At 69.6% G+C, this 25390-nt stretch carries 28 protein-coding genes; 14 read left to right on the top strand and 14 right to left on the bottom strand.

Annotated elements, in window-relative coordinates:
- Nucleotides 1-107 precede the first annotated feature (107 nt).
- On the top strand, nucleotides 108-329 hold the full coding sequence (locus ABE85_RS04305) for a hypothetical protein (RefSeq protein WP_067270296.1): 222 nt from the start codon (nucleotides 108-110) through the stop codon (nucleotides 327-329).
- Nucleotides 330-505: 176 nt separating this feature from the next.
- Here ABE85_RS04305 and ABE85_RS04300 read toward each other — a convergent pair whose 3' ends face one another.
- Entirely contained in the window at nucleotides 506-1795 is a 1290-nt protein-coding gene (locus tag ABE85_RS04300) for an MFS transporter (protein ID WP_067270293.1), read from the bottom strand.
- 155 nt (nucleotides 1796-1950) lie between these two features.
- Between ABE85_RS04300 and ABE85_RS04295 the strand changes: the two genes are divergently transcribed.
- On the top strand, nucleotides 1951-2430 hold the full coding sequence (locus ABE85_RS04295) for a carboxymuconolactone decarboxylase family protein (RefSeq protein WP_067270290.1): 480 nt from the start codon (nucleotides 1951-1953) through the stop codon (nucleotides 2428-2430).
- Between the two features lie 141 nt (nucleotides 2431-2571).
- Nucleotides 2572-2760, top strand: a complete 189-nt coding sequence (locus ABE85_RS04290) for a hypothetical protein (RefSeq protein ID WP_067270288.1) — start codon at nucleotides 2572-2574, stop codon at nucleotides 2758-2760.
- Nucleotides 2761-3167: 407 nt separating this feature from the next.
- On the opposite strand, the gene ABE85_RS04280 is transcribed toward ABE85_RS04290, so the two are convergent.
- The 11 genes from ABE85_RS04280 to mltG all read right to left on the bottom strand — a co-directional run bounded on the left by ABE85_RS04280 (nucleotide 3168) and on the right by mltG (nucleotide 11111).
- Complete coding sequence (locus ABE85_RS04280) at nucleotides 3168-3716, bottom strand: hypothetical protein (RefSeq protein WP_067281839.1); 549 nt, start codon at nucleotides 3714-3716, stop codon at nucleotides 3168-3170.
- A 62-nt stretch (nucleotides 3717-3778) separates the two neighbouring features.
- Nucleotides 3779-3940: a DUF1328 domain-containing protein gene (locus ABE85_RS04275; protein WP_067270282.1), complete on the bottom strand. Its 162-nt coding sequence runs from the start codon at nucleotides 3938-3940 to the stop codon at nucleotides 3779-3781.
- Between the two features lie 326 nt (nucleotides 3941-4266).
- Nucleotides 4267-4974 (bottom strand): hypothetical protein, encoded by a 708-nt coding sequence (locus ABE85_RS04270; RefSeq protein ID WP_067270280.1) that lies wholly within the window; start codon nucleotides 4972-4974, stop codon nucleotides 4267-4269.
- Between the two features lie 27 nt (nucleotides 4975-5001).
- Entirely contained in the window at nucleotides 5002-5589 is a 588-nt protein-coding gene (locus ABE85_RS04265; protein ID WP_067281835.1) for an OmpA family protein, read from the bottom strand.
- Nucleotides 5590-5871: 282 nt separating this feature from the next.
- Nucleotides 5872-6141 (bottom strand): hypothetical protein, encoded by a 270-nt coding sequence (locus ABE85_RS04260; RefSeq protein WP_067270278.1) that lies wholly within the window; start codon nucleotides 6139-6141, stop codon nucleotides 5872-5874.
- Between the two features lie 185 nt (nucleotides 6142-6326).
- Nucleotides 6327-7064, bottom strand: a complete 738-nt coding sequence (locus ABE85_RS04255; RefSeq protein WP_067270276.1) for an ankyrin repeat domain-containing protein — start codon at nucleotides 7062-7064, stop codon at nucleotides 6327-6329.
- A gap of 38 nt (nucleotides 7065-7102) precedes the next feature.
- Nucleotides 7103-7888, bottom strand: a complete 786-nt coding sequence (locus tag ABE85_RS04250) for a TatD family hydrolase (RefSeq protein ID WP_067270274.1) — start codon at nucleotides 7886-7888, stop codon at nucleotides 7103-7105.
- 3 nt (nucleotides 7889-7891) lie between these two features.
- On the bottom strand, nucleotides 7892-8281 hold the full coding sequence (locus tag ABE85_RS04245; RefSeq protein WP_067281832.1) for a PilZ domain-containing protein: 390 nt from the start codon (nucleotides 8279-8281) through the stop codon (nucleotides 7892-7894).
- 76 nt (nucleotides 8282-8357) lie between these two features.
- Complete coding sequence (gene holB, locus ABE85_RS04240) at nucleotides 8358-9431, bottom strand: DNA polymerase III subunit delta' (RefSeq protein WP_082938311.1); 1074 nt, start codon at nucleotides 9429-9431, stop codon at nucleotides 8358-8360.
- Entirely contained in the window at nucleotides 9425-10036 is a 612-nt protein-coding gene (tmk, locus tag ABE85_RS04235; RefSeq protein ID WP_067270273.1) for a dTMP kinase, read from the bottom strand. Before tmk ends, holB begins: the two co-directional genes overlap by 7 nt.
- A 79-nt stretch (nucleotides 10037-10115) precedes the next feature.
- Nucleotides 10116-11111 carry an endolytic transglycosylase MltG gene (gene mltG, locus ABE85_RS04230; protein WP_067281825.1) on the bottom strand — a complete coding sequence of 332 codons (996 nt, stop codon included), beginning with the start codon at nucleotides 11109-11111 and terminating at the stop codon, nucleotides 10116-10118.
- Nucleotides 11112-11220: 109 nt separating this feature from the next.
- On the opposite strand from mltG, the gene ABE85_RS04225 reads away from it, so the two are divergent.
- From ABE85_RS04225 to ABE85_RS04210, 4 genes are all read left to right on the top strand, one after another.
- Entirely contained in the window at nucleotides 11221-12210 is a 990-nt protein-coding gene (locus tag ABE85_RS04225; RefSeq protein ID WP_082938309.1) for a folate-binding protein YgfZ, read from the top strand.
- A complete protein-coding gene (locus tag ABE85_RS04220; RefSeq protein ID WP_067270271.1) occupies nucleotides 12207-12551 on the top strand; it encodes a DUF4936 family protein in 345 nt (114 codons plus the stop codon). The genes ABE85_RS04225 and ABE85_RS04220 overlap by 4 nt, the downstream gene beginning before the upstream one ends.
- Nucleotides 12551-14287: a YbaL family putative K(+) efflux transporter gene (ybaL, locus tag ABE85_RS04215; RefSeq protein WP_067270269.1), complete on the top strand. Its 1737-nt coding sequence runs from the start codon at nucleotides 12551-12553 to the stop codon at nucleotides 14285-14287. Before ABE85_RS04220 ends, ybaL begins: the two co-directional genes overlap by 1 nt.
- Nucleotides 14288-14530: 243 nt before the next feature.
- Nucleotides 14531-15748 carry an alpha/beta hydrolase gene (locus ABE85_RS04210; RefSeq protein WP_067270267.1) on the top strand — a complete coding sequence of 406 codons (1218 nt, stop codon included), beginning with the start codon at nucleotides 14531-14533 and terminating at the stop codon, nucleotides 15746-15748.
- Here ABE85_RS04210 and ABE85_RS04205 read toward each other — a convergent pair.
- Complete coding sequence (locus ABE85_RS04205) at nucleotides 15725-18115, bottom strand: hypothetical protein (protein WP_157521914.1); 2391 nt, start codon at nucleotides 18113-18115, stop codon at nucleotides 15725-15727. The two genes, ABE85_RS04210 and ABE85_RS04205, sit on opposite strands and share 24 nt — an antisense overlap.
- A 191-nt stretch (nucleotides 18116-18306) precedes the next feature.
- Between ABE85_RS04205 and ABE85_RS04200 the strand changes: the two genes are divergently transcribed.
- From ABE85_RS04200 to ABE85_RS04180, 5 genes are all read left to right on the top strand, one after another.
- Nucleotides 18307-18837: a GbsR/MarR family transcriptional regulator gene (locus ABE85_RS04200; RefSeq protein WP_067270264.1), complete on the top strand. Its 531-nt coding sequence runs from the start codon at nucleotides 18307-18309 to the stop codon at nucleotides 18835-18837.
- Between the two features lie 73 nt (nucleotides 18838-18910).
- Complete coding sequence (locus ABE85_RS04195) at nucleotides 18911-19444, top strand: thiol-disulfide oxidoreductase DCC family protein (protein ID WP_067270262.1); 534 nt, start codon at nucleotides 18911-18913, stop codon at nucleotides 19442-19444.
- A complete protein-coding gene (locus tag ABE85_RS04190) occupies nucleotides 19441-20322 on the top strand; it encodes an NAD-dependent epimerase/dehydratase family protein (protein ID WP_067270260.1) in 882 nt (293 codons plus the stop codon). The genes ABE85_RS04195 and ABE85_RS04190 overlap by 4 nt, the downstream gene beginning before the upstream one ends.
- Nucleotides 20304-20693 carry a DoxX-like family protein gene (locus tag ABE85_RS04185; protein WP_067270258.1) on the top strand — a complete coding sequence of 130 codons (390 nt, stop codon included), beginning with the start codon at nucleotides 20304-20306 and terminating at the stop codon, nucleotides 20691-20693. The genes ABE85_RS04190 and ABE85_RS04185 overlap by 19 nt, the downstream gene beginning before the upstream one ends.
- Before the next feature lie 10 nt (nucleotides 20694-20703).
- On the top strand, nucleotides 20704-21180 hold the full coding sequence (locus ABE85_RS04180; RefSeq protein WP_067270257.1) for a DUF2269 domain-containing protein: 477 nt from the start codon (nucleotides 20704-20706) through the stop codon (nucleotides 21178-21180).
- 83 nt (nucleotides 21181-21263) lie between these two features.
- Here ABE85_RS04180 and ABE85_RS04175 read toward each other — a convergent pair whose 3' ends face one another.
- Nucleotides 21264-22085 carry a CPBP family intramembrane glutamic endopeptidase gene (locus ABE85_RS04175; RefSeq protein ID WP_067270255.1) on the bottom strand — a complete coding sequence of 274 codons (822 nt, stop codon included), beginning with the start codon at nucleotides 22083-22085 and terminating at the stop codon, nucleotides 21264-21266.
- Nucleotides 22086-22165: 80 nt separating this feature from the next.
- Between ABE85_RS04175 and ABE85_RS04170 the strand changes: the two genes are divergently transcribed.
- Nucleotides 22166-23737, top strand: a complete 1572-nt coding sequence (locus tag ABE85_RS04170) for a polyamine aminopropyltransferase (RefSeq protein ID WP_067270253.1) — start codon at nucleotides 22166-22168, stop codon at nucleotides 23735-23737.
- Nucleotides 23719-25371: an FAD-dependent oxidoreductase gene (locus tag ABE85_RS04165; protein ID WP_157521912.1), complete on the top strand. Its 1653-nt coding sequence runs from the start codon at nucleotides 23719-23721 to the stop codon at nucleotides 25369-25371. The genes ABE85_RS04170 and ABE85_RS04165 overlap by 19 nt, the downstream gene beginning before the upstream one ends.
- The last annotated feature ends 19 nt before the right edge of the window (nucleotides 25372-25390 follow it).

Here is a 25390-nt window from a genome sequence, read left to right as displayed (position 1 = left end):
ACAAGACCCACCTCCCCGCGCCGACAGTGCGCACCGCGCTGCGCTGATGGGAAGCGAGAGTCCCAGCGCCGATAGTGAAAGCAAAGGAACTCACCAGGAGAACCCAAATGAGCCTCCAGATCGCCGCCGACGCCGCTGCGTCACAGTTCGAGATCCGGTTCGAATCCATCTTCGACGCAGGCCGCGGGATGTCCTTCCCTTGCGACCCTCAAGGCCACGTCGACCTGGACAGCCTGCCCGCCCGCGCCCGGAACAACTACCTGTTCGCCCGCGCCATGGTCGGCAAGGATTACCTGCCGCCGGCGGTCCGCGGACGCAACAGCCACTGACGACTGCCGCTGACGACTGCCGCTGACGACACCCGGTCTCCCCCGTCGCCGAGGCGGGTGAACCGGCAGGTTCACCGCTTGCCACGCTCTTCCCTGCATCCTCCCTGTTGCCGCGTCGCACCCTCCGGGTCGGCGCGGCTTTTCTTTGGGGAGATGCGTTGCGGAGGTGACCCGGGTCAGCGCGTGACGGCGGGGCTGGCTTCCTCGAAGCGGTCGACCGCGCGCAAGGGCTTGAACAGCGCCGCCCAGGCCGCGACGACGCCGAGCGTGCAGACCGCGCCCGTGACCGCCGCGGGCACCGCACCCAGCGCGGCTGCGGCGCTGCCGGCACGGAATTCGCCGAGCTCGTTGGACGAGCCGATGAAGAGCATGTTCACCGCGTTGACGCGGCCCCGCATCTCGTCAGGGGTGGAGAACTGCACCAGCGCGCCGCGGATGTAGACGCTGACCATGTCCGCCGCGCCGGCGATCGCCAACGCCCCGAACGACAACCAGAAGGTGGTCGACAACGAGAACACCAGGTTGGCCAGGCCGAACACGGCCACGGCCGCGAACATCGTCTTCCCGACGTGGCGGTTGAAGGGCCGCAGGCTGAGATAGAAGCCGGCGGTGACTTCCCCCACCGCCATCGCGCTGCGCAGCGCCCCCAGTCCTTCCGGACCCGCATGCAGGACCTCATGGGCATAGATCGGCAACAGCGCGACCACGCCGCCCAGCAGCACCGCGAACAGGTCCAGCGAGATGGTGCCGAGGATGATGGGCCGCGAGCGGATGAAATGGATGCCGGCGCCGAAACGCTGCCAGATGTTTCCCCCGGCGGGCGACGGCGGCGCGGCGAAGCGCACCGGCACGGCACCGACCAGCAACGCAGTGCCCAGCGCGAAGCAGACCAGGCAGACCAGATAGGTCAGGCTCGCTCCCCCGAAGGCGTACAGGATCCCGCCGAGGAAGGGGCCACCGATGCTGGCCACGCGCATCAGCATGCTGTTGGCGGCGATCGCCTGCGCCAGCTGCTCGCGCGGCACGATCTGCGGCAACAGGCTCTGCAAGGCCGGACCGGAGAAGGCCCGCGCACAGCCGAACAGCACCAGCACGGCGTAGATGCCGGTCACGCCGGCATGGCCGTGGCCGGACAGCCACCACAGCCCCAGGCTGCAGAGCGCGCTCACGGCCCAGCTGGTGGCCAGGATCGGCTTGCGGCTGAAACGGTCGATCAGGTCGCCGGCCGGCAGCAGGAGCAGCAGCATCGGGATGAATTGCGCCAGACCGACGTAAGCCAGGGCCAAGGGCTCCCGGGTCAGGTCGTAGACCTGCCAGGCGACGACGACCGCCTGGATCTGCCCGGCGAACACCGCCGCCAGGCGGCAGATCAGGAATGCCGTGAAGCCGGGATGGCGGAAGACGCTGGTCCTGGGGGCCGGCGCGGCGCCGGAGGAGGGAGAAGACGGAGTGGCAGGAGCGGTCACGGCGGGAAGTGTTCAAGGCCTTCTTGGGCGGGCGCCGACCAGTTTAGCGAGGCCGCCCGAACGCTTGGGCGCTGGGCGATGTCACAAGTGCGGGCGCTGTCCCGTCTTATGGATACCAACCCGTCACTTGCTTTCCCCTCATCAAGGAGCCTTCCATGAGCCAACGCCTGAACTACATGCAGCAATCGCCCGCCGCCTTCAAGAAGCTGGTGGACCTGTCCATGACCCTGAAGGAGAGCGGCCTCGACCACGGCCTGCAGTTCCTGGTCGAGATCCGCGCCTCGCAGCTCAACGGCTGCGCCTTCTGCCTGGACATGCACATCAAGCAGGCCGTCATCGGCGGCGAGCGCCCGCTGCGTCTGCACCACGTCTCGATCTGGCGCGAGTCGCCACTGTTCTCCGCCCGCGAACGCGCTGCGCTGCTCTGGACCGAGACGCTCACGCGAATCCCCGAAGCCGGCGTCTCCGACGCGGTCTATGCGCAGGTCCGCGAGCAGTTCGACGACAAGGCCTTGTCCGACCTCACCTGGCTGGTCTCTTCGATCAACGCCTGGAACCGCCTCAATGTGGCGTTCCAGAGCATCCCGGGCTCGCAGGACAAGGCCTTCGGATTGGACAAGGCGGGACTCGCCTGACCTTGCATCGAGGTGGGTCACCCCACCTCGATTTGCGACTCACGCCCCTCGCCTGACAAACACGAGCCATAGGCGATCGAGTCTCGAATTCCGACCATGAGCGCTTCGCTTCGATCGAAGCCCCAACCCGGAGTTCCTCTCGTGAAATCGCTGTTCGTCTGGTCCCGATTCCTGTTTCGATGGCCGACCCGTCCGACCCTGTCCCTGACCGCGGCGCCGGTGCTGTTCGGTGCCCTGGTACTCACCGGCTGCGGTGGCAGCGGCGAAGCGTCCTACGCGCGAGCCGTCCAGAACTACCACCACATCGGCGAGGCGCTCCATGGCCAATGAAATCCCGACGTACAGGCGCGGCATCGGTCATTACGCGAGTCTCGCGCTGGGTGTGATCGTCGCCGCGCTCACCGGCGCGCTGATCCTGGGGGCGCCCGTCTTCTCCGCCACACACCACTCATCGGAGGATGCGGCGGCGTGGAGCGACGTGACATCCACTCCGTCGTCCACCAGTACGTCTGCTACCGCGCCGTCGTCGACGGCCAGACGACAGTAGGCGGCAAGTCGCCCGCGCCATTCCGGGCTGAGCATGGAACGGCGCCCCGCGGGGCGCCGTTTGTTGTGGGTGTCGACAGGGGGATCCAGGCATTGTTCGAGTTGTTGGCCTGGATCCGCCGGTGCAACGTCAGACGCTGACGACCTGGGTCGACAGCGCCCCCCGCCGGGGTTGAACCGTTTCCGTTCGATCAGCGTTGGGCGTAGCGCGCCTTGGCCGAGTTCACGCACACGTCCTTGGCATCGCCGGACAGCGTGTTGCACTTCTCGGCGGCCAGCTTGTAGTCGGCCTTCACGCGGGTTTCCTCCGCGTCATCGACGGCGGCGGCCACCTTCTTGTTCATCTTCAGTTCAGCCTTGGCCTTCTCGTAGGACGTCTTGGCCTCGCGCTGGCACACGTCCTTCGCTTCACCCGAGCGGTCGTCGCAGCGTTCCTTGGCCACGTCGTAGCGCGCTTCATAGCGGGTCTCGATCAGCTTGGCCTCGTCCTTGGCGTTGCCGCTGTAGTTGTATTCCAGCTGCGCCATCGCCACGTCCTCGCGGCCCTTGGCTTCCTTGACGCAGATGTCCTTGGCGTTGCCGGACAGCTGGTCGCAGGCATCCTTGTCGACCTTGTAGGTCTTCTTGATGTCGTCCTTCGCGCCGTCGTAGACCGACTTCGAGAAGTTGGCGGCGTTCGCCATGCCGGCGCACAGGCTCAGGGCAGCGGCGATCAGGGCGGTGGTGGCGTGCTTGTTCATGGTCATCCTTTGGTTCTTGTAGGGGGAGGCAGTGACTCGGCCGACGGACAGGTCCGGCGACGTCACTTTCGCAGCAGGCTCATCACGAAGGTGACGACGGCCATGATCACGAAGACGAAGAAAAGGATCTTCGCGATGCTCGCGGCGCCGGCGGCGATACCGCCGAAGCCGAACAGCGCGGCGATCAAGGCAATGACGAAAAAGACGACGGCGTAGTGCAGCATCTCGGTTCTCCTGCGCGGCACCGTGCCGCGATGAAGTGAACTTTAGGGACTGGACCGTCCGCCAGGGGCAGTCCCGCACCGCGAGCGCGCGTCGGAGCCGCAACCGATGCGCTGTAGGAGAGGACCTACCAGGGACCTGCCGGCGCTCGACGCCACGCGCACCGGTCGGGAAGGCCACTGGCCAGCGGGATATCAAGGACTGGCACCGACACGGGCCCTCGACGAAACAGCGGTGAGTCACCAACGGAAAAGCCGGCTGACGCCGGCTTTCGTGGAGGGGTGGAGGAAGGATGGAGAAGGCGCTCGAAGGCCGTCAAGCCGTCGTCTCACCAGATCTTCTGGAAGGTCACACCGACGCGCCCGCCCCGCGGGCGGAAGGTCAGCGAGGACTGCCCGCTGAGTTCCATCTTGAACCCCTTGCGCAGGTCCGCGTAGGCCTTGCGGCTGTTGAAGGCCAGACCGACGCGCACCTGGCGCTCGCGGTTGTTGAGGCCCGGGACGTTGAGGTCATCGATCTGCGCGCGCTGGGCGTCGAGCAGCGGCGTCTGGACGAAGGCATGGGATCGCGGTCCGGTCGGCACCGCCAGCCCCACCAGGACACCAGCATCGCCGGCCGCGCCGGGGCGAAGGTTCTGGTAAGGCGTCGCGTACAGCCCGCCACCGAACGCAGCGCCCCGCTGCTCGACGCCCACCCCCACCCGTAGCCCGCTGCCGGACGCCGGCCTGGCCCACAGCATCGTCTGCGTGGCCTGCGGTGCCCGCCCGTACCAGCCGGCGGCGCCCGCGGACTGGTTGGCGGTGGCCAGAGGTTCGGCGGCGCTCTGCGTCACCGTGTAGCGGGAGCCGGACGCGCCTTCGCGCAAGGGCTGCTGACGCGCCCGTTCGGACAGGTTGTGGCCGGAGAGCTCGACGCGATCATCGAGCGAACTCGGCGTCGCGTCGACGGCAGGCGCCGCCTGGACGAACGAGGCCAGGGACAGCGTCGCCGGCATCAGCGCGGCGCGGAGGAGGTTGCGGGGGCAGAAGGCGTTCATGACTCAACTCCCGTGCTTGGATACGACTTAGGACGCGGGTTGCGACAGGAAAATCTCGATCCGACGATTGGCGGCCCGCCCGGCCTCAGTGGCATTGCTGGCCACGGGCTGTCGACCGCCTCGGCCCTCCACCAGAAGCCGGCCCCGCCGGACGCCGTGATGGACCAGGTATTCACGCACCGCCTCGGCGCGATCCAGCGACAACGGGCCGTTGACCGCATCGCCCGCGGAACTGTCCGTATGGCCGACGATGGTCACGCGGACGGCGTCGTCCAGGTTGCGGCTGACCTCATCGAGCACCGGGCGCATCGCCGGCTTGAGTTCGGAACGGCCGATGTCGAAGGACGCATCGGCGGGAACGCTCAGCTTGAGCTGGTTGTCCGGTGTGCGGGCAACACTGATGCCTGCACCGGCCCCCGTCTGGGTCAGGGCCTGGCGGCGCTCCTCCATGCGGGGCGACCAGAGATTGCCGCCGAGGACGGAAGGCGCCGTACCCGGCGCGGCGCCGGTCGTGGTGCCGGGCGCCGAAGTGCCCGATTGGCCGTCCATCGACGCGCAGCCGCCCAGCGTCAGCAGGACGCCGATCGCCAGGATCGGCAGGCTGACGGCGATCATCAGCCGCGAGCGGCTCCCGACGGAGACGCTGGAGACGCTCAAGAAACGCGAGGCGTCGGCGGCGTGAACGGTGAGGACTCGGGGGCGGCGCATGACAGTCTCCAGGACGGCTGTGGGGCTTGGTCACACGATAAAACGACCTTGCTGAGCGTCATGCTAGGGAGATTGCGGGGCGGCAGGTGTAGTCGGCTGTCGGAAGCGGAAGTCAGACTGGACTGACAAACCGTGGGCCAACCCGGATCGGCCTTGCGCGGGACAGCGGAACCCTTGCCCCGGCAGGGATCAGGCGCTCAGCGGGATGCCGTCGGACGGCTCGTCGTCCAGCGGCAGCAGGTCGGCTTCGGTCAGTTCGGTGGCATCGACTTCGTCATCGAAGGCGGCCTGGTCGGCGGCGCCGACGTGCGCGATCAGCGGCTTGTCGAGCGGGCGGTAGATGCGGCTGCGCAGGCGGGCCAGGCGCTCGGAGGTGGCCACTTCGTGGACGACACGCTCGGGGTCCAGCAGCATCGCGAACGGGTTGGCGGCGAAGAACTCTTGGGTCGTGGTCTGCATGGCGGTCTCCAGGGGGATTCAGTCGATTCCGTAGCCCGTCGGCGAGGGCCTGAGGGCGGGACCGACACCGTGTCGGCATGGAATGAACTGTAGGGACCGACCCGGTCCGCCGACAGTGGGCGGCGGACCAAACCGCTTGTCAGACGGATTCCTAGGGGGTTGCCAGCAGGCGCCTCACGACGACCTCACGGCGACGTACGCGGGCGTGACAAAGGCCTCGACTTGGCCAGCTTGTCGAGCTTCTCGGCCATCTCGTCCTGGCCGGCGCGGCGGGCGAAGTCGGCCGCCGTCATCTGATGGTCGTTGCGCAGCGCGGCGTCCGCGCCGGCGGCGATCAGCACCTCGGCGCCGCTGAGGCCGCCGTAGCCGGCCGCCATCATCAGCGGGGTCGTCCCGTTGTCGGAGCGGGCGTCGATCTCGGCGCCCTGCTCCACCAGCCAGCGCACCAGGTGCTCGTTCGGTCCGGCGGCCGCGTAATGCAGCGCCGACCAGCCCGGCTCGTTCACCAGCGCACCGCGCTTCACCAGTTCCCTGGCCCAGTCCAGCTGGCCCTTGAGCGCCGCCAGCATCAGCGGCGTCTCGCCGGCCTGGTTGATCGCGCTGACGTCGGTGCCGGGGCTCTTCAGCAGGGTCTCGAAGGCCTTGCCGGACTCCTCGCGGATCGCCACGTGCAGCGCGGTGTTGCCCTGCTTGTCGCGGACGTTGGGATCGACGCCCTCCAGCAGCAGCTTCATCACCGTGGCGGCGTGGTCGTTGCGCGCGGCGACGTGCAACTCAGGCGGCGCCGAGGTGTCCGAGGACGGGGTCGGCGCTGTCGGCGCCGTCGGCCCCGGCGATCCGGAACGCCCTTGCGCCAGGACCGGCGCCCCGGCCGTCGCCACCAGCATCAGGCCGATGAGCGCAGTGCCCGCGGCGAAGGCCATCCGGGCGCTCCGCGCCTTCCCCCGCAGTCGGGTCACCATCAGGCAGCCTCCGGCAGTTGGAACAGGCGTCGCGTGTTCTGCGTGCACTGCGCCGCCAGCGTTTCCACGGGCACGCCGCGGACCTCGGCGATCAGCTTGGCCACATGCGGCACGTAGGCCGGCTGGTTCATCTTGCCGCGGTACGGGACGGGCGCCAGATAGGGGCTGTCGGTCTCGATCAGGATACGGTCGGCGGGCACCATCTTCGCGACCTCCCGCAGGTCCGCCGCGTTCTTGAAGGTCACGATCCCGGAGAACGAGATGTGGAAGCCCAGGTCCAGCGAGGCCTTCGCGACCTCCATGGTCTCGGTGAAGCAGTGCACGACGCCGCCGGGCTGGCCCGCGTCCTCTTCGCGCATCAGCCGCAGCGTGTCCTCGGCCGCCGAGCGGGTGTGGATCACCAGCGGCTTGGCCGTCCGCTTCGCGGCCCGGATGTGGTTGCGGAAGCGCTCGCGCTGCCATTCCATCTCCTCGATGGTCCGGCCGTTGAGGCGGTAGTAGTCCAGCCCCGTCTCGCCGATGGCGACGACCTTCGGATGCGCGGCGCCCTCGACCAGTTCGTCGACGCTGGGTTCATGCACCTCGTCGCTGTCCGGATGGACGCCGACGGTCGCGAACAGCTGCCGATGCGCGTCGGCGATGGCGCGGACCTCGGGGAACTCTTCCATCGTCGTGCAGATGCAGACGGCCTGCGTCACCAGGGCCGCGTCCATCGCGGCGAGCAGGTCCGGAAGCTGGGACTTGAGCTCGGGAAAGCTCAGATGGCAGTGGGAATCGATGTACACCGTCTAGATCGTCTGCGTGGGCTTGGCCGAGGAGATCGCCGTCCCCAGCAGTTCCTCGATCTTGGCGCGGATCACCCGGGTCTTCTCGTCGCCTGGGAAACGCACGCCGACGCCCTGGGTGCGACCGCCCGACGCGTTGGCCGGCGTCAGCCAGGCGACCTTGCCGGCGACCGGATAGCGGTTGGGATCCTCGGGCAGCGTCATCAGCAGGTAGATGTCCTCGCCCAGCTTGTAGTCGCGCGTGGTCGGCACGAAGACGCCGCCTTCCGAGAAGATCGGGATGTAGGCCGCATAGAGCGCGCCCTTCTCCTTGAACACCAGCTGGATCACGCTGGGTCGGGCACCGCCGGCGGGAGCCGGGACGGGGGCGGACGCGGGCGGCGTGGTGCTCATGGGTTTCAGGCTGAGTTCGCTCATGGGACCAAGTCTACTCGCGGCGCCGCGGCGTCAGACTTGGTTACCGCGTCGATCAGCGCGCCGGACGCATCGCCTGTTGCCCCTGGGCCACCAGCGACTCCATCAGCAGCCCGGCGTTGAGCGGGTGGTCCGCGTGCCGCGCCGCCTGCTGCAGCGTCCTGGCCCACTGGTCCAGCGCGGCGCGCACCGCCGGCAGCTTGGGCAGCGCGTCGCGCGGGAAGTAGGCCGGCCCGGCGCCGTGGGCGATGCGCATCAGGTCGTGCACCAGGCGCTGCATCGCGGCGATCGCGCGCGGCACCGGCCAGTCGGTCAGCGCCACGGCTTCGCCCTTGGCGATGCGGCGCGGCAGTTCCAGCCAGGTCCGGGCGGCGATGCCCTCCTCGCTCCACTGCAGCGCCTCCTGCGGCCGGCCGCCGGTGGCGTCCAGCAGCACGCCGGGCTGGTCCACGCCCTGCCCGGTCAGCCAGGCCAGCGCGGCCTCGCGCCCGGGCAACGCCATCTGCAGCGGCTGGCAGCGGCTGCGGATCGTCGGCAGCAGCTGCTGCGGCGCGGCGCTCGCCAGGACGAAACGCAGCAGCCCGGCCGGTTCCTCCAGCGTCTTCAGCAGCGCATTGGCGGCGATGGTGTTCAGCGCCTCGGCGGGATACACCACCACCACCTTGGCCTTGCCGCGGGCCGCGCTGATCTGCGCGAAGGACAGCATCTGGCGGACCGATTCGATCTTGATCTCGCGGCTGGGCTTGGTCTTGCTGGCCTTGGCCGTGGAGGTCCCCTCCCCGTCCGCGTCCATCGCGCCGAAACCCAGCGGCTCGCGCAGCGCTTCGGGCAGCAGCACCTGGAAGTCCGGATGCGAGCGCGAGCGCAGCAGGTGGCAGCTCGCGCAGCGGCCGCAGCCGGGCTGGTCGGTGGCCGTGCGCGCCTCGCAGAGCCAGGCCTGCGCCAGCAGCAGCGCCAGATCGAACTGGCCGACACCCGCCGGCCCCTGCAGCAGCAGCGCATGGCTGCGGCCTTGCGTGAGCGCCTGATGCAGCGGCTCCGCCAGCCAGGGCAGCGGCAACCGGCCGCCTTCGGCCAGCGCGGCGGCGCCGTCGGCCCCCTGGGCGCTCAAGGACGAATCGGTCACCATCCGCGACGCTCCAGTTCGGCGCGGATCTGTCGAGCGACGCCTTCAATCGTGTCGCCAGCATCGATGCGGACGATGCGGCCCCGGGACGCCTCGGCCCGGCGCTGATACCCGGCCCGCACGCGGGCGAAGAAATCGAGGTCGAGCTGCTCCAGCCGATCCGCGTCGCGGGCCTGCGCCCGGCGCTGCGCGGCCACGGCGGGGTCCACGTCGAACCAGAAGGTCAGGTCCGGCTGACGGCCCTGCTGCACCCACTGCTCCAGCGTGGCCAGCACCTGCACGTCCATGCCGCGCCCGCCGCCCTGGTAGGCGAAACTCGCGTCGGTGAAGCGGTCGCACAGCACCGTCTGGCCCAGCGCCAGCGACGGGGCGATGACGCGCTGCACATGATCGCGGCGCGCGGCGAAAACCAGCAGCGCCTCGGTCAGCCCGTCCATGTCCTGATGCAGGAACAGACCGCGCAGCGACTCGGCCAGCGGCGTGCCGCCGGGCTCGCGGGTCTGGACCAGTTCGGCGCCGCGCTGGCGCAGGTGTTGGGCGACGGACTCGATGTGGGTGGACTTGCCCGCCCCGTCGATGCCTTCGAAGGTGATGAATCGACCGCTCACGCGTGGTGCTCTCTCGGCTCTCTGGGAACCCGGATGGAAAACAGCGAAGGAACTGCGGAAAAAGCAAAGCGCGGGCGCTTCAGCGGCCGCGCTGGTACTTGTTGACCGCCCGATTATGCGCGGCCAGATCCTCGCTGAACTGGCTGGTGCCGTCCCCGCGCGACACGAAGTACAGCGCCTTGGAGGGCGTCGGATGCAGCGTCGCCTGAAGCGCCGCCAGGCCGGGCATCGCGATGGGCGTCGGCGGCAGACCGCCGCGGGTGTAGGTGTTGAACGGCGTGTCGGTCTGCAGGTGGATCTTGCGCAGGTTGCCGTCGAAATCGGTGCCCAGTCCGTAGATCACCGTCGGATCGGTCTGCAGCGGCATGCCGGCCTTGAGCCGGTTGACGAACACCGCCGCGACCAGGCCGCGGTCCGCCGCGGCGCCGGTTTCCTTCTCGACGATGGAGGCCAGGGTCAGCGCCTCGTCCGCGCTCTTGAGCGGCAGGCCGTCGCCGCGACCCGCCCAGGCGCTCTCCAGCCGCTTCTGCATCAGCACATGGGCGCGCTTGAGCACCGTCAGGTCGCTGACGCCCAGGCTGTAGGCGTAGGTGTCGGGGAAGAAACGCCCCTCGGGCGCCTGCCCGGGCGCGCCGAGCGCCGCCATGATCTGCTCGTCGGTCATGGCCGCGGTGGTCTTCTTCAGCGCCGGCGCGGCGGCGATCGCCGCGCGCAACTGGCGGAAGTTCCAGCCCTCGATCAACCTCAGCTGCTCCAGCACCTGGTCGCCGCGCACCATCTTGTCGAGCAGTTCGCGTGGCGTGACGCCGGCATGGATCTCATAGCTGCCGGCGCGGATCTTCCTCGCCTGCCCCGAATACCGGAACCAGGCGTACAGGAATCGTGGATCCGTTTGCACGCCGGCGGCCACCCAGGCCTGGGCGACCTGCTGGGGCGGCGTGCCCGGTTCGATCGACAGTTCGATGCCCGGCTTGTCCAGCACCAGCGGCGCCTGCAGCCACCACCAGAGCGCACCCGCGCCCCCGCCGACCAGCACCACCGCCGCCACCAGCGCGGACAGCAGCCAGCGCCCGATCCGGCCCGACTGCTTCTTCGTTTTTCTCGCGGTGCCGCGAGATCTGTTTTTCGCGCGTGACAAGACCCGATGTCCTTCGTGAAATGCGGGGGCTGATGATAATCGGACCATGATCGACGACCTCCACCATGCTCCGCCGCCCGTGCCGTCCTCGGCGCTGGGTGCCGTCCGCCTTGCCGACTGGGGCGTGATCCGCGCCCAGGGCGAGGAAGCCGCCAAGTTCCTGCACACCCAGCTGACGCAAGACCTGGCCCTGCAGACCGGCGCGCAGGCCCGGCTGGCGGGCTTCTGCTCGGCCAAGGGCCGCCTGCTCGCGACGATGCTGGCGGTCAAGCCGGACGACCAGTCCGTGCTGCTGGCCCTGCCCGCCGAAGTGCTGCCGGCGACGGTCAAGCGGCTGTCGATGTTCGTGCTGCGCGCCAAATGCAAGCTGAGCGACGACAGCGCGGCCTGGGCGGTCTGGGGCCTGTCCGGTGCGCAGGCGCGCGACTGGCTGGCCGACGTCGGCGCCGGTGCGGTTCCGGGCGACGTGTGGTCGGTCGGTCGCCTCGCGCTGCCCGACGGGCGCGAAGCGCTGGCCACCCGCCTGCCCGACGACGGCCTCACGCCCCGCTTCCTGCTGCTGCAGCCCGCCGACGCGCCGGCGCCGGCGCTGCCCGTGATCGATCCCGAGGAATGGCAGGGCCTGGACGTGACCGCCGGCCTGGCCTGGATCCGTCAGGGCACGGTCGAGCAGTTCGTGCCGCAGATGCTCAACCTGGAGCTGCTGGGCGGCGTGAACTTCCAGAAGGGCTGCTATCCGGGCCAGGAGATCGTCGCGCGCAGCCAGTATCGCGGCACGATCAAGCGCCGCACCCACCTGTTCGCGCTGGACGGCAGCGATGCCGACGCCACGCCCGGCCAGGAAATCTTCCACAGCGCCGATCCGGAGCAGCCCGCGGGCATGGTCGCCGGCTTCGGTCGCCAGGAAGGCCGCCCGCTGCTGCTGGCCGAGGTGAAGCTGGCCGCGCTCGAGTCCGGCACCCTGCACCTGGGCAGCGCGACCGGCGCCGTCCTCACCCCCCGTCCCCTGCCTTACGTCATCGGAGAACCTGAATGAATGCATCGCCGCCGACGCGCGCCGCCGCGCCGCCTCCCATCCGTCCCGTCGACCGCTCGACCGCACCGGTCGAGCTCTACGTCTACTACCGCGTGCACGCGGACCAGCTGACGGCCGCGCTGGCCGCCTTCGAACAAGCGCGCCAGGCGCAGCCGGTGCGGCTGCTCCAGCGCCATGACAACGATCCGGTCTTCCAGACCTGGATGGAGATCTACGGCCCCGAGCTGCCCGACGCGGCGGATGCGGAGCGCCGGATCGCCGCCGCCCTGGGCGCGTTCGCGCAGGGCCCCCGCCACCGCGAGGCCTTCGCCGCCGTCGCCGGTCCGGGAGCGGTGCACTGATGGAACACAACGTCTCCCTGATCTCCACCCTGGCGGCGGGCTTCGGCCTGGCGCTGATCCTGGGTTTCATCGCCGAGCGGCTGAAGCTGCCCGCGCTGGTGGGTTACCTGCTCGCGGGCATCGCGATCGGCCCGGCCACGCCGGGCTTCGTCGCCGACGTCGGCATCGCCGCGCAGCTGTCGGAAATCGGCGTGATGCTGCTGATGTTCGGCGTCGGGCTGCACTTCTCGCTGAAGGACCTGATGGCGGTCAAGCGCATCGCGCTGCCCGGCGCGGTCGTGCAGATGGCGGCCGCCACGGCGCTGGGCATGGGCCTGGCGATGTGGTGGGGCTGGCCGGCGGGCCAGGCGCTGGTCTTCGGACTGACGCTGTCCTGCGCCAGCACCGTGGTGCTGCTGAAGGCGCTCGAATCGCGCGGTTCGCTGGAGTCGATGAACGGCCGCATTGCGGTCGGCTGGCTGGTGGTCGAGGACCTGGCGACGGTGCTGATCCTGGTGCTGCTGCCGCCGCTGGCGACGGTGCTGGGCGGCAACGCCGCACCGGGCGCGGACGCCGACGCGCCGCTGTGGCGCACCATCGCCGAGACGCTGGCCCAGATGGCCGCCTTCGTCGTGCTGATGCTGGTCGTGGGCCGGCGCGTGCTGCCGTGGATGCTGTGGCAGGTGGCGCGGACGGGCTCGCGCGAGCTGTTCACGCTGATGGTCATCGCCGTGGCGATCGGCATCGCCTACGGCGCGTCGGAGCTGTTCCACGTCTCCTTCGCGCTGGGCGCGTTCTTCGCCGGCACGGTGATGCGCGAATCCGAGTACAGCCACCGCGCCGCGCAGGAATCGCTGCCGCTGCGGGACTCGTTCTCGGTGCTGTTCTTCGTGTCGGTGGGCATGCTGTTCGACCCGATGACGCTGATCGACCAGCCGCTGCACCTGCTGGGCGTGGTCGCGATCGTGATGCTGGGCAAGGCGGTCGCGGCGGCGGCGCTGGTCATCGTGTTCCGCTATCCGCTGAACACGGCGATGACGGTGTCGGCCAGCCTGGCGCAGATCGGGGAGTTCAGCTTCATCCTCGCGGGGCTGGGCGTTCAACTGGGCTTGCTGCCCAAGGCCGGGATGAACCTGGTGCTGGCGGCGGCGCTGATCTCGATCGCGCTGAACCCGGTGATGTTCGCGATGATCGCGCCGCTGCAGCGCTGGGTGCTGGCGCGCTCGGCCTTCGCGCGCAAGCTCGAAGAGCGGGACGATCCCTACGCCGAACTGCCGCAATCCACCGACCGCCAGTTCCTGGAGGGTCAGGTCGTGCTGGTCGGCTACGGCCGCGTGGGGCGGCGCATCGCCGACGCGCTGACCGAGCGCGGCATCCCCTTCGTCGTCGCGGACGAGGGCCGCGAGACCGTGGAGGCGCTGCGCAAGCGCGGCCTCGCGGCGGTCAGCGGCGACGCGAGCGAGCCCATGGTGCTGATCCAGGCCCACATCGCCAACGCGGCGATGCTGGTGGTGGCGGTGCCCGACTCGATGAAGGCGCGGCAGATGGCCGACACGGCGCGTCAGCTGAACCCGGGCATCGAGATCGTGCTGCGCACCCACGGCGAGGAGGAATCCGAACTGCTGCGTCGGGAGCAGCTCGGCACCGTGTTCTACGGCGAGGAGGAACTCGCCAAGGGCATGAGCCGCCACGTGCTGCAGCGCTTCAACGCGGATATCCCGGAGGGCTTGTCGCCGGTGGCGGCACCGGCGCATTGAGCGCGAGGACGAAGCCGCCGCGACCGGCTCCGGCGCGGCGATGATGGGCGACCCTGCGGGGTCGCCTTTTTCTTGCCCGTCCTTCTTTCGCCTCCGCCCTGCCCGAGCTGCTGGCCCGTCGGTTTGCCGGGCACCCAGCAATCGCCGCTTTACATCGTCCGCTTAGCGTCGCCGCCCATGATCGAATCGACCCGTCCTCGCCCGCACTCCCGCGCTCGCTCCCTGGCCTTCGGATGTGCCGCCGTGCTTGGCGCGGCGGTGCTGCTCGCCGGCTGCGGCGGCGGACCGCCGAAGGCGCGCGTCGAGGAACAGCAGCAGCTGCGCGAGTTCGCCTCCCGCGGCTATGCGCCGCAGGGCGAGCCGGTCACGACGCAGCCGATCCTGTGGCGCATGCGCGGCGACGATGTGCGACTGACCCTGACGATGCCGACCAATGCCGGGACGACGGCGGGCACGACGCCGCGCCCGGTCGTGGTCTACCTGCCGGGTCTGGGCGAGTCCGACACCGCGGGCATCCGCTGGCGCCGCGCCTGGGCGGCGGCGGGTTATGCGGTGCTGTCGCTGCAGCCGCTGGACGACGATGCGAACGCCTGGTCGTCGGAGCTGGCGCGTTCGGCGGAGTTCACCGAACTGGGCCGGCGCCATTACGCCGACGCGCAGATGCGCAAGCGGTTGACGCGGCTCGATGAACTGCTCGCCGAGGCGCAACGATTGGGGCGCCAGGGCCCGGGTCAAGGCCAAAACCAGCTCCCGGGCCAGGGCGACGCACCGTGGCGCTCGCTGGACTGGTCGAAGACGGTGGTTGCGGGCTATGAACTCGGCGCGCAGACCGCGATGGCGGTCGCGGGCGAGCGCCAGCCCGACGGTTCGGTGCTGGCGCTGAAGTCCGTGCAGCCGGTGGCCGCGATCGTGATCAGCCCGCAGGTGTTCGCGCAACCGGACGCGGCGCGGTATCGCGAACTCGCCGTCCCCGTGCTCGGCTTGACCGGGCCGGACGACAGCGACGTGCTCGGGCTGGTGCGGGACGTGCAATGGCGCCAGGCGCCGTTCGCCGCGATGCCGGCGGGCCGGGGCTGGCTGCTGAGCGTGAACGAGGTGCGCCACGCCGCGCTAGGCGGCAACGAACCGCGACCGGAGGACGCCGAGCGCGAGCAGAAGCGCATCCGCGCCGCCGAGGAACAGGAGCAGTCGCAGCCCCAGGGCCGCCGCGGTGGCGGCGGCCGCGGCGGGCGCGGCCAGGAAGGCCCGACGCGCATGGCGCCGGTCCCGGCCGTGCCCGACTACCGCCAGTTGCACGAGCAGCAGCTCGGCATGACGGCCGCGCAGCAGGTCAGCGTGGCCTTCCTGGACTGGCAGCTGAAGCGCTCCGACACGGCGCGTGGATGGCTGGGGACGCCCGCCGACTCGTGGATGCGAGGCGTGGGCGTCCTCGCCTCCTCAAAGGACGGGCGTCGGGACTAGCACCTGGTTGGCGGTCAACCACACGCTCTGCAGGCTGGCATTGCCCGCCAGATCGACCTGCTGGATTTCCTGAGGTCCTGCCAGGGGCATCCCAAGCTCCAGACGCTTCCAGTCCGAGTCTTTGCCGGGGCGAAAATTGAAGTGCGCATGCGGCTCGGCCTTCCTGAGCTGGAACTGCTCGATGCCCAGGGCCTCGCCCACGGCGGACAACTCGGGGGCGGGTGGCGGCGTCGCGTCCAACCAGATTTCGGCGAGTCGGATGACGTGTTCGGCATTGCCGGCCCGATCCCAGGACGACACCCCGACGATCTGGGCCCCTTGCTTGAAGAGCGCATCGGGAAGCCGGTCGGTGACGCCTTGGAATTCCCTGCCCGGCAAGGATTTCCTGGCATCGTCATATTGATGCGCGATCCAGCCGGCCCCTTCCTCCAGCCCGAGCAAGGTCACCTGCGCCTGGCGGGTCAACGCGTACTTTCCATTCCTGTCCGGAGCACCCGCCTCGTTCACTGTGGACACCACGTTCCCGACCTTCAGCGACAGCGTGACAGGCGTCCTGTCCACCTCGAACGTCAGGCTCCCCGACGACAAGGGAATGCCGTCCCGATCCACGGCCTGCACGTCGACGCGCTTGCTGCCATCGCCCTGGAATTGCGCGTCGTCGATGACGCGCCCGTCCCCGAGAGGCTGCCAGCGGCCGCCGTTGATCCTGAAATGCATCGTGCCGTGCTGCGGAGCGATGCCTTCGATCTGCACGGTGGCATCGCGGGTGATGAGATCGCTTCGCTGCTCATCGGTCCTGCCGGTGTCATTCTTCAGATTCAGTCGGAGGCCGCCGGTGTGGCCGGGCTCCGCAGCGCCGAGCTTCAGGACCTGGCCGTCCATCAACCGGGTGGAGTCCAGGCTGACGTTCCCCGCCAGATCGACTTGCCGGATTTCCTGAGGTCCTGCCAGCATGTGCCCCTGCACCCGCTGCCAGCCCGATTGCTCGTCCGGACGATGCTCCAGATGCGCATGCCGCTCGAGATTGTCGAGCCTGAACTGTTCGACGCCCTGGATCTCGCCGACCGACGACCACCGCGGCGCCGGTGGCGGCGTCATGTCCAGCCAGACCTCCTGTTGCAGGACGGTTCCGTTGCCGTTCCCGGCCCTGTCCCAGCCCGTCACCCCGACGATCTGAGGCCCTTCCTTGAAAAGTGCCGCCGGAAGCTGGTCGCCGTCGCCTTCGAACCCCTTGCCGATCAAGGTCGAGGTGGTCGGGTCGTACTCCGCGGCGGTCCATCGATCCCCCGCTTCAATCCCGAGCACCTTCACCAGCGGACGGTCCGTCAGCAGATAACCTCCGAGCCGATCCGGTGCACCCGACTCGTTCACCGTTGCCAGCTCGCGCACGACGACTGGCACCCGGGGCCCTGGCGGGCTTCGGTCCACCTCGAACTTCAAGCTCACCGCCGGCAGCGGATGATTGCCCTGATCCCCCGATCGCACCTCGACGTGATGCGCGCCCTCCTCCGGGAAGTGTGCGTCGCTGATGACCTCCCCCTCCACGAGAGGCGTCCATGGTCCGGCATCGATCCTGAACTCGACCGGCCCGCGGAACTGATCCATGCCCTCGATCAGCACGGTGGCATCCCGCGTGACGAGATCGTTCTTCTGCGCCTCGGTCCGGCCCGTGTCGTTCTTCAGGCTCAGTCGGAGAAGGTCCGCGCCCCCGGTCGGTAGCAGGCGCTCATCGCGGTCATCGCGCTCATCGCGCTCATCGAATTCGTCGCTGCCGTGGCGCTCGTCCCCGTCGTCACTGTCCGCCTCATCCATATCGACCTGCTCGGACTCAGGCCACCACGGGTCCGGCGCCTCGGTCTCGACGACCGGCAGGGTCGTCTCGATCCCGTGCCCGGTCGGGTCCTCGTGCTCGGCCACTGGTAAGGGCAGGTGAGCCTGCTCGGGCTTGCGAACGGACCCGGGGTCGGCGTCGGACGCCCGCTCGTGAACGGGCACAAGCCGGGCGCTCGACGGCGTCGATTCATCCGCGACCTTCGGTTTCGGAGTGGCCAGGGTCATTGGCGCTCGCAACGGCAACGACTGGGACATGGCCGTCCTCGTGCCACCTGTCCCCGCCATCGCGCCCAGCGCAGCGAGGGCCGTCACCGCGCCTGCCGCCGCCACGAGGGCTGAGTCCTGTGCCCCCTCATCGAGAGCGACCGGCTCGCCCTGCCTGTCCTCATCCCCCGCCTGATCCTGTGGCGGCGCCTCCTGCTCGGGCTCCTGTGCCTGCGCTTGCTCCAGCGCCTGCTCGTTCGCCGGCTCGTGTTCCCGCTCCTGCGCTCGCCCGCGATGCCTGCGCCGCTGTTTCATTGCCGTTGCCGTCATCCTGCCGACTCTCCATGCATCAAACCGGGCAGTATCGAAACGGGTCGGCGCGTTGGCACTCGCTGACGATTGCCGTCGACAGCGGCGCATCGACTCCTCTGTGGGGGTCGGTACCCGCTCCCTGTCAAGGCTGTTCTCCAACGATGAATTTCTGTATTGACAGAAATTTCTGTCAAGCTAAAGTCCAGCGCATGGAACTCACCGATACCGCCCGCCGCTTCGTCCTGCACTGGGGCGAGATGGGCAGCGCCTGGGGCGTGAACCGCACCGTGGCGCAGATCCATGCCCTGCTCTACTTCCATGGCCGGCCGCTCAACGCGGAAGAGCTGGCCGAGACGCTCTCTGTCGCCCGCTCCAACGTCAGCACCAGCCTCAAGGAACTGCAGAGCTGGAACCTGATCCGCGTGACCCACGTGCTCGGGGACCGGCGCGACTACTTCGAGACGACCGCGGACGTCTGGGAGCTGCTCCGCACCATCGTCCGCGAGCGCAAGCACCGCGAGTTCGACCCGACCGTGCGCATGCTGGCCGAACTCGTCGCGGACGAGGGATTCCAGAACGAATCCCCCGATGCCCAGGACCGCGTGCGCGAATGCCTGCGCCTGATGCAGACGCTGGGCGCCTGGTCCGAGGAAATGATGCGGCTCTCGCCCTCGACGCTGGAAAAGGTGCTCAAGCTCGGCGCGAGCGTCCAGCGCTTCGTGCGCGGGGACGGGACCTGATCCGGTCCCTTTTTTTGACCACGAATTTCTGTCTCTACTGAAATACCAGACACACCACACCCCGGAGGAAGCCATGCGAACCGTGCCCAGTCCCGACCCGTCGGTCTATCCGCTGACGCTCTACTTCGACGGCGCCTGCCCGATCTGCAGCGGCGAGATGCACAACCTGATGCTGCGCAACACCGCCGGCCTGCTGCGCTTCGTGGACATTTCCGAGCCGGGCTTCGCCGCGTTCCCGCCGGGCACGGACATGCCGGCGCTGATGGACCTGATGCACGGGCAGCGCGCCGACGGCCGGCTCGCGATCGGCGCGGAGGCGATCCGGCTCGCCTACCGGGGCGCACAACTCGGCTGGATCGCGCGGATCATGGATCTGCCCCTGCTGCGGACCCTGTGCGACCGCGCTTATCCGGTCGTCGCCCGCAACCGCTACCGGATTCCGCGGCCCGTCGTGCGGCTGGTCTTCGAGACCGGCCTGCGTCGCGCGGCGGAACGTCGCGCCGGCCGCTCCGCGTGCCGTGACGACGCCTGCGAATTTCACGTCCACGCTCAGCCCCACGAACATCCGCATCATGTGCGGCGCGACGGCAACGGAGACGCGTCATGAGCACGACGTCCATCCGATCGGTGCTGGTCTGCGGCGCCAGCGGTTTCGTCGGGCGGCGCATCGTGCGCTCGCTGCGCGAGGCCGGCCTGGCGGTGACGGCAGGCGACTCCCGCACGCAGGACTTCCAGCAAGACCTGTCCCCCGAGGTCTGGGTGCCGCGCGTCACCGGCTTCGATGCCGTCGTCAACGCGGTCGGGCTGCTGCGCGACACGCCGCGCCGCCAGCTCGAGCCCATCCACCACCGGGCGCCCGCCGCGCTGTTCGAGGCCTGCGCCCGCGCCGGCGTGGCGCGGGTGATCCAGATCTCGGCGAACGGCGTGACGCAAAGCCCGACGCGATATGCGACAACGAAGCGCGCCGCGGATGAGGTCCTGCTGCGGCTGCGCGCCGAAGGCCGCGTCGACGGCATCGTGCTGCGCCCGAGCATCGTCTTCGGCCGTGGCGGTGCGAGCGCGGCGCTGTTCATGAACCTTGCCCGGCTGCCGGTGCTGGTGCTGCCGCGCGCGGCCGTCCACGCCCAGGTCCAGCCCGTCGCCGTGCCCGATGTCGCGCAGGCGGTGCTCCGGCTGCTGCAGGACGGCGGACCGGAACTCGTGACGGCCGTCGGCCCGCGGGCGCTGAGCCTGTCGGCCTTCATCGGCGAACTCCGGCGCCAGCGCGGACAGACAACTGCCCGCGTGATCCCCTTGCCCGACGCGCCCAGCCGCTGGAGCGCCCGCCTGGGGGACTACGTCAGCAGCCAGCCGTGGAGCAGCGAAAGCCTGGCCCTGCTGGAGCAGGACAACATCGGCGACGCCGCCGCGTTCGCGCACGTGCTCGGACGACCCGCGGTGCCCGTCGAACAATTCGTGGAGGCCGCATGGGCATCGGACTTGTGAACTTCCGGCACCGCCGCACGCGCGTCGTCGCGCGGGCCGGATTGATCGCGCTGTGGCTGGCCACCGGCGCGGCCAGCCTGATCGAGCTCGACGGCCGCAGCCGCGACCTCATGGTCGCCGCACAGACGCCCGAGGCCTGGATCGCGCCGGTCATCGTGGCGGGCGCGCTCGTCGATCTGCTGATCGGCGCGGCCATGTGGCGCTGGCATCGCCGCTGGGTGTACCGCCTCGCGGGCGGGATGATGCTGCTGATGACGGCGGTGGCGACGATCATCCTGCCCTCGCTGTGGCTGGACCCGCTGGGCTGCCTGACCAAGAACCTGCCGGTAGCGATCCTGCTGCTGATCCTCGACGAGGACGCGCCGGCGTGAGGAGAAAAACATGAACACCTACCTCGTGATCAAGTGGCTGCACATCGTGTCGAGCGTGCTGCTGGCGGGCACCGGCTTCGGCTCGGCCTTCTACCTGTTCTTCGCGAACCGGAGCGGTTCGCTGGCGGCGCAGGCCGTGGTGGCGCGCCTCGTCAAGCGCGCGGACCTCTGGTTCACGACGCCGGCGGTGATCGTGCAGCCGCTCACCGGCGTGTGGCTGGCGATGACGGCCGGCTGGGCGCTGGACACGCCGTGGCTCGCGCTGTCGATCGCTCTGTACGTGATCGCCGGCGCCTGCTGGCTGCCGGTGGTGTGGTTGCAGATCCGGCTGTCGCAGATGGCCGACGCGGCGCTCGCCAGCGGCCAGCCGCTGCCGGCCCTCTACTGGCGCTACGCCCGCTGGTGGGAGGGCCTGGGCTACCCGGCCTTCATCGCGGTGCTCGTCGTCTTCTACCTGATGGTGAACAAGCCGGCGCTGTGGGGCTGAACGGCCCGCACGCTGCGACGGGAAGCAACGCCATTCGACCCGATGGGTCGGGGGTCAGCGCCGTCCGCCAGATCCTGATCCGCTCACCGACGCCACAGCCCGAGCAGCTTCTGCAGCGCCAGTGCACCGATCGCGGCGGCGATCAAGGCCGTCAGCCACAGCAAGGTGGCGCCCGGTGCCACGGCGGCCCCCCCGGCGGCCGAACCCGCCGCGTCCGAGGCCGCTTCGCCGGAATTCCCCAACAGGAAACCGATGGTGTTGAAGGCCGCATGCAGGGCGATGCAGGGCATCAGCGAGCGGCCGCGCTCGTACAGCAGGCCGAGCAGCAGCCCGAGCAGGAACGCCAGGCAGAACTGGTAGATGTTCAGATGCGCGACGCCGAAGTACAGCGCGGAATAGCCGATCGCCAGCCCCCGCGGATACCGCTTCAGGAACCCGCGCAGCAGCACGCCGCGGAAGAGCAGCTCCTCCACGACCGGCGCCACCACGCAGACCATGAGGGCCATCGCCAGGGTGGGCTCATGGAGTTCCGTGAACGCCCGCGCCTCGTAGTCCGAGAGCGGCAGCACCGCCTGCAGGCCGGTGAAGAGCACCGAGTTCAGCAGCAGGAGCAACGGCGTCAGCAGCAGCACCGCTGGCACGACCAGCACCAGCGTCGGCAGCAGCGACGAGCGGTCGGGATGGAGGACGTCCCGGTAGCCGGCGCCCTGCAGGTGCAGCGCCACGGCAATGACGAGGCCGTCCGCCAGCACCGTGATGAGCACGGTCATCTGCTCGAAGCTCAGGCCCAGGGTCTCGCGGAAGTCGTACAGCGCCGCGCCGACGAGCTGCTGCAGCACCAGCGTGGCCAGCAGGAGCAGGCCGGCCTGGAGGACGGAAGGGAAAGGCGGCTTGTTCTCTGGCATGGGTTCCGAACTGTAGGGGCCGTTTGTTGCTGATCGGTATCGGGATCGGACCGGGTTTCCCCGTGATAGCCTCGCGCCCCATGTCTCAAGAGCCCACCGTCGACGACGCCCCCGCGCGCGCCTCGCTGCCCGAGGTGCTGCTGCTCGCCAGCGTCTTCGTCATCGCCGCCTGCGGGCTGGTCTACGAGCTGGCCGCGGGCGCGCTCGCGAGCTACCTGCTCGGCGATTCCGTCCTGCAGTTCTCGACCATCATCGGCGCCTACCTGTTCGCGATGGGCGTGGGCTCCTGGCTCTCGCGCTACATCGACCGGCAACTGGTCGCGCACTTCCTGCGGCTGGAGCTGCTGGTCGGCGTCATCGGCGGCCTGATGCCCGCGGCGCTCTTCACCGCGCACAGCCTGCTGCTGCCGTCGCAGGTCGCCGGCTTCCGGGTGCTGCTGTACGGGCTGGTGCTGCTCGTCGGCACGCTGGTGGGCCTGGAGATCCCGCTGGTGATGCGCATCCTCAAGCGCCACTTCCGCCAGCGGTATGCGCTCAAGGAACTGGTGTCGCAGGTGCTGACCTTCGACTACCTCGGGGCGCTGCTGGTCGCCGTCGCCTTCCCGCTGCTGCTGGTGCCCAACCTCGGGCTGGTGCGCACGGGGCTGTTCTTCGGATTGCTGAACGTGGCCGTCGCCGTGTGGGCGCTGTGGCTGTTCCGCGCGGAGCTGCGCAGCTGGCGGTCGCACGCGCTGACCTGCGTGGTGTCCATCGGCCTGCTCGCCGCGGCGATGGCCGGCGCCGACCGGCTCAGCACCTGGGCCGAGGACCGCTTCTACGGCGAGCAGATCGTCTTCAAGGAAAGCAGCAGCTACCAGCGCATCGTCGTCACGCAGGGCGCGGCGGGCACGCGGCTGTTCCTCAACGGCAACCTGCAGTTCCACTCGCGCGACGAGTACCGTTATCACGAGGCCCTCGTGCATCCCGCGATGGCCGCGCAGGGCGCGCCGCGCAAGGTGCTGGTGCTGGGCGGCGGCGACGGCATGGCCGTGCGCGAGATCCTGCGCTATCCGTCCGTCGAGCACATCACGCTGGTCGAGCTGGACCCGCACATGACGACGCTGTTCTCGACGATGCCGCTGCTCAAGGGGCTGAACAAGGACGCGCTGCTGAGCCCCAAGCTGCACATCGTCAACGCGGACGCCTTCAGCTGGCTGGAAACGACCGACGAGATCTTCGACGTCATCGTCATCGACTTCCCCGATCCGAGCAATTTCGCGCTCGGCAAGCTGTACACGGCCAGCCTCTACAAGATGGTCGACCAGCACCTGAGCGCATCCGGATACGCGGTGATCCAGTCGACCTCGCCGCTGGTGGCGCCGCGCGCGTTCTGGACCGTCGTGAACACGGTGGAATCGGTCGGCCTCACCGCGACCCCGTACCACGCGCACGTGCCGAGCTTCGGCGAATGGGGCTTCGTGCTGGCGAGCCGGCGGCCGTGGGCCATGCCGCGAAAGCTGCCGGACGGTCTGCGCTTCCTGAGCATAGACGGCATTCCGGCGTTGATGAGTTTCCCGCCGGACATGGCGCGGCCGGAGCACCTCGAGGTGAACCGGCTGTCCAACCAGGTGCTGGTGCACGAGTTCGAGCGCGAATGGGGCAAGCTGCATTGAAGCGCCGCGACCTGCTGACGCGCACGCTGGCGGCCTCTCTCCTGCCGATGCTCTCGGCCTGCGGGCGCGAGGCGCGGCCGCTCGCCGATCGACTGGCGGAACGCATCGCGGAACTCCCCGGCGGCTGGACCGGCGCGAACTGGGAGCGCGGCCATCGTCTGCGCGGTGCCCTGCCCGTCTGGTCGGCGGCCACCGGCGCGCCCCGACGCGCGCAGGTGCTGGTGCTCGGCGCGGGCATCGCGGGACTCGCCTGTGCGCGCCGGCTGCGTCTGCAAGGCGTGGACGTCGCACTGCTGGACCTGGAGGACCGCCCCGGCGGCAACAGCCGCGGACATCGCATCGGCGCGGGGCCGGCGCTCGGCGAAGGCCTGCGCTGCCCGCTAGGCGCGCACTACCTGCCCACGCCGGGACCGGAGGCCGTCGAAGTGCACGCCGTGCTGGAGGATCTCGGCCTCGCGCGCCAGGAGCACGGCAAGACCGTCTACGAAGAACGCTGGCTCTGCCACAGCCCGCAGGAGCGGCTGTGGTGGAAGGACCAATGGGTCGACGGACTGCTCCCGCCGGCCGAATCCCCCGAAGTGCAGACGCAGTACCGCCGCTTCGGCGAACTGGTCGACCGGGCGCGGCATGAGGTCGGCTTCGCGATGCCGAGCACGCGCCACGCATGGACGCCGGCGCATCAGGCGCTGGACGCGAAAACCTTCGCCGCGTGGCTCGACGAACACGAGCTGACCGCCGCGCCGCTGCGCTGGTACCTCGACTACTGCTGCCGCGACGACTACGGCGCCGATGCGACGCAGGTGTCCGCCTGGGCGGGACTGCACTACTTCGGCAGCCGACACGGCTTCATGAGCGGCGAGGAACGCGAGGCCGTGCTGACCTGGCCGCAAGGCAACGGCTGGTTGTCGGAGCGTCTGGCCGCGCCGCTGGCGGAGGCCTTCCACGGCGGCCGCACGGCGCTGCGCGTGCGCGAGGAACGCCATGGCGTGCAGGTGCTGGTCTGGAACGACAAGGACCAGCTGGCGGAGCGTTGGGAAGCCGATCAGGTCGTGATGGCGATGCCGCTGTTCATCGCGGCGCGGCTGCCAGAACAACCGCCCTCGGCGCTCACGCAAGCCGCGAGCGGCATGCGTTATGCGCCGTGGCTGGTGGCGAACCTGCTGCTCGACGCACCGCCGCTGGAGCGGCTGGGCGCGCCGATGTCCTGGGACAACGTTGCGTACGGCGGCGAAGCGCTGGGTTACGTGAACGCAAACCATCAGGACCTCGACCCGAGCCGCGGTCCGATGGTGCTGACGGCTTACCGCTCGCTGCACGAGTCGCAACGCAAGGACCTGCTGCAGGACGACTGGCGCGCCTGGGCGGCGCGCGTGCTCGCGGACATGGCGCCCCTGCATCCGGATCTGCCGGAGCGGCTGCAGCGCATCGAGCTGATGCGATACGGGCATGCGATGAGCATCCCGCATCCGGGACTGCGCGGGTCGCAGGCGCTGGCCGCGCTGCGCGAGCGCGCACAAGGCCGGCTCCACTTCGCGCATGCGGACCTGGCGGGGTACTCGGTGTTCGAGGAGGCGTTCACGCAGGGGGAAGTAGTCGCGGCGCGTCTCAGGCGCAAGGGCGCCGGGAGCGCATGAGCGCAACAGATCGCGCGAC

It is taken from the genome of Mitsuaria sp. 7, assembly GCF_001653795.1.
GTDB lineage: Bacteria > Pseudomonadota > Gammaproteobacteria > Burkholderiales > Burkholderiaceae_C > Roseateles.
Note: the sequence above shows the minus strand (reverse complement) of the source record. Positions and strands in the feature narration are given on the sequence as shown.